Here is a 3,333-nt window from a genome sequence, read left to right on the forward strand (position 1 = left end):
ACCACTGGCTGCTTGACCAGGGCATCCCGGCGAACAAGATCGTTGTCGCGGGCGATTCCGCCGGCGGTCACCTGACCGCGGGGCTGCTCGCCGAACTGACCCGCCAGCGGATCGTCATGCCGGGCGCGGCGGTGCTGCTGTCCCCGTTCCTGGACCTGACCTGCACCCAACTCGACGAACGGGACGCCCGGCGTCGAGACCCGTACATCCCCCCGAACCGCGCGCGCGAAGCGGCGGCCCTCTACGCGGGGGAGGTGGCGGTGACCCACCCGCGCTTGACTGTCCTTAAAGGAAGCAAGCGGCGGTGGCCGCCGATGCTGATCCAGGTGGGTGACACGGAGTGCCTCCTGGGAGATTCGGAACGGCTCGCGACGGCCATGCGGATGGCGGGCGCGCACTGCGAGTTGCAGGTGTGGCCGGGGCAGGTGCATGTGTTCCCGGCGTTCTACCCGATCGTGCCGGAAGGAAGGCAGGCGATTCGCTATGCGGGCGAGTTCCTGCGGGAAGCGCTGTCGGAGGAACTGGCGGCTTGAGTGAAGGAACGCCATCGGGCAGCGGGGAAACTCAGCTGCGGGCCGGTGGCGTTCTTCGAATCACGGACACGCGCGACTGAGGACAGCGCAACCTCAACACAGTCCCCCTCGGACCCTGAGCCAACGCTGTAGCTGCTCTTCCGCCACATCGGCGCACTTCCTAGAGTTCGTGCTCGACCCGCTCGATGAGGGCGATGGAATCCACGGGGTCGAGCGCCACGGAACAAAGTCGATCAAATCCGACTATACAAGCCCGAACCTGCTCCACTTTCTCGATCTGGAACGAACCGGCGAGGCTCTCCACGTAGGCGAGGTCGGGTTCGTCCGTGCCCTCGAAGCTCAGCACCGTGAACGACCCATCCATCCCCACATGCGGCTCCGCGCCCGGTGCCACGACCCGGAGGGAAACGGTGGGGAGCCGAGCCATCTCGATGAGGTGGCGAAGCTGGGCCTTCATCACGGCGGTCGAACCGACCGCCCGCCGCAGCACGGTGTGATCGATGATCGCGGCGAGATGCAGCCGATCATCTACGGAGTGCAGCCGCTTCTGCCGGATCAACCGCACCCGCACATCCCGCTCGATCTGCTCGGAGTTCTTGGCGATGCCATCGCCGCCGAACAGCGCCCGCATATGCCCCTCGGTCTGGAGGAGCCCCGGCACATGCGCCAACTGGAACGTTCGCTGGGATGAAGCAGCGGTCTCTAGGGCGATGTAGCCGCGCGCCACCACTCCATGGGCCTGCCACCAACCCTTCGCGCGGCGGGCAGCCCGGACTTGTTCCAGGTAGGGCTCCCAGTCGTTCACCGGGATCACGTAGAGATCCAGCAGGAACTTGGCCAGCGGTATGTCCGGGGCGACCTCCCCGTTCTCGATCCGGCTCAACCTCCCCGTCGAGATCTCCGTCCGCCGGGCCACCTCGGCAGCCATCAGCCCCGCAGCCTCCCGCAACTCTCGAAGCTTCTTCCCGAGCATCCGCCGCTGAAACGGCGGCGACTGATGTGTACCCACCGGAGCCCTCCCCGCACTGTCCGTGCCCATGATCCCGAGTGGAGACTCGAAAGCGGAACTTCCGCATCGGCGCGTCCGTTCGCCGGTTGTGGAATGGGTCATCCCGATCCCTGTGCTGCTGCTGGTCGCCGTCGGCGACTACGAGCTCCGCGCGCAACGGTGGCGGAAGCGGGCAGGGACACCGATCTCCTATGCTTGAGCGGAACTTCCGCGACGCCTCCTCCGGGTCCGAGATACGCCCGGACCCTTGTCCCACATGGTCATCTGGGACCCCTGGCACCGGCTCGAATACCACCGCATCCACGGCAGAGGACGAAAAGAGCACGCGTACACCGAATCCGTGGCGGACAACGGCTGGAAGCTCCTCATCACCGGCATGACCCGCGCTCAGTGGTTCGTCACCTACACCCGCGTCTGCGCCGAGGACTACCTCGCGCGCAAGAACGCACCACCGGGCGACTACGTCATCGCCGTCTACCGCACCGGCCGCAGCCGCGATGGCGAACGCATCCCGTTGGGCTCGATCCGAATCACGTTTGACGGCCCGACAGACTCCGACCACACGATCGGGTGATGAGGGTCTGATCTGCGGAAATGTGGCCGTTCGACCGGTAGTGTCGAACATGTGTTCAGTGCTGAGCGGGTCGCGGGGATGAGCGACGTCGAGGTGTTGGACCTGCTGCGCGATCTGGAGCGTGAGCAGGCCGCCCGCGACGCCGTGAAGGTCCGCGCGCTGGCACGGATGGCCGAACTGCGCCCCGGCCGCGATCAGGGTGGGCACCGCTTCGCCGGTGCCGAGGTCGGTGCGGCGTTGGCGTGGACCCCGGCGCAGGCGGCCACCCAGGTCGCGCTCGCCGCCCGGCTTACCACCCTGTTCCCGTCCACTGTGGACGCGTTGGCCGATGGTCGGATTGATCTGGCCCGGGCGCACGCGCTGGCCGAGATCACCGCGACCCTGTCCGATGAGCACGCCTGCGAGGTGGAGTCCTGGATCCTGGTCCGCGCCGGGCATAAGACGATCGCCGGGTGGCGGCAGGCATTGCGGGCGAAGAAGGACCGCATCGACCCCGACGGGGCCGACCGCCGCCGCGAGCAACGCCGCCGGGAACGGCGGGTCGAGCTGTATGCCGCCGATGACGGCATGGCGCACTTGGACGTCTACGACACCGGGGAACGGCTGCGCGCGGTGTACCTGATGGTCGACAAGATGGCGCGCACCATGCGTGCGGCCGGTGCCGCCGACACCCTCGACACCCTGCGCGCGGACGCCCTGTACGACCTGGTCGTGAACGGCGGTGGGCGTGGGGTCACCGTGGAGTTGCAGGTCGCCGTCCCCTACACCGTGCTGCTCGGCGCGAACCTGGGCGGCACCCTTGAGGGGTACGGCAGCGTCCCGAACATCGTCATCAAGGAACTGATCACCGCCCACGACACCAGCTGGCGGCGCATCCTCACCGACCCCGTCGGGAAAGTCCTCGAAGCCGGCACCCGCCGCCACCCCGGCGCCGACCTCACCCGCCACATCCGCCTGCGCGACCAAACCTGCCGCTTCCCCGGATGTCACCGGGCGGCGACATCATGCGAACTCGACCACACCATCCCCCACAGCCACGGAGGCTCCACCAGCGCACCCAACCTCGGCAGCCTGTGCAAACTGCACCACAAACTCAAAGACCAACCCGGCTGGCGCCTCAAACAAACCCGACCAGGACTGTTCGTCTGGACCACACCCACCGGCGAGAACCACGCCGTCGACCAAGAACCACTCATCGACTACGACATGCCCTCACC

The 3,333-nt window shown here is 67.3% G+C and carries 5 protein-coding genes; 3 read left to right on the forward strand and 2 right to left on the reverse strand.

The annotated features are described in order from the left end of the window. A partial coding sequence (locus ACRDSQ_RS02115; RefSeq protein ID WP_431418265.1) for an alpha/beta hydrolase occupies positions 1-533 on the forward strand: 533 nt, incomplete at its 5' end. Here ACRDSQ_RS02115 and ACRDSQ_RS02120 read toward each other — a convergent pair. Beyond that, positions 482-682: a DUF397 domain-containing protein gene (locus tag ACRDSQ_RS02120; RefSeq protein ID WP_431418267.1), complete on the reverse strand. Its 201-nt coding sequence runs from the start codon at positions 680-682 to the stop codon at positions 482-484. The genes ACRDSQ_RS02115 and ACRDSQ_RS02120 overlap by 52 nt on opposite strands. Positions 683-693: 11 nt before the next feature. Next, entirely contained in the window at positions 694-1,542 is an 849-nt protein-coding gene (locus ACRDSQ_RS02125; RefSeq protein ID WP_431418269.1) for a helix-turn-helix domain-containing protein, read from the reverse strand. A 256-nt stretch (positions 1,543-1,798) separates the two neighbouring features. Here ACRDSQ_RS02125 and ACRDSQ_RS02130 point away from each other — a divergent pair, with 256 nt between their 5' ends. Continuing rightward, positions 1,799-2,116: a hypothetical protein gene (locus ACRDSQ_RS02130; protein WP_431418270.1), complete on the forward strand. Its 318-nt coding sequence runs from the start codon at positions 1,799-1,801 to the stop codon at positions 2,114-2,116. 51 nt (positions 2,117-2,167) lie between these two features. Then, positions 2,168-3,333 (forward strand): DUF222 domain-containing protein (locus ACRDSQ_RS02135; protein ID WP_431418271.1); only part of this gene is annotated, 1,166 nt, incomplete at its 3' end.

The sequence above is a fragment of the Actinokineospora sp. genome (assembly GCF_050699995.1).
Lineage (GTDB): Bacteria > Actinomycetota > Actinomycetes > Mycobacteriales > Pseudonocardiaceae > Actinokineospora.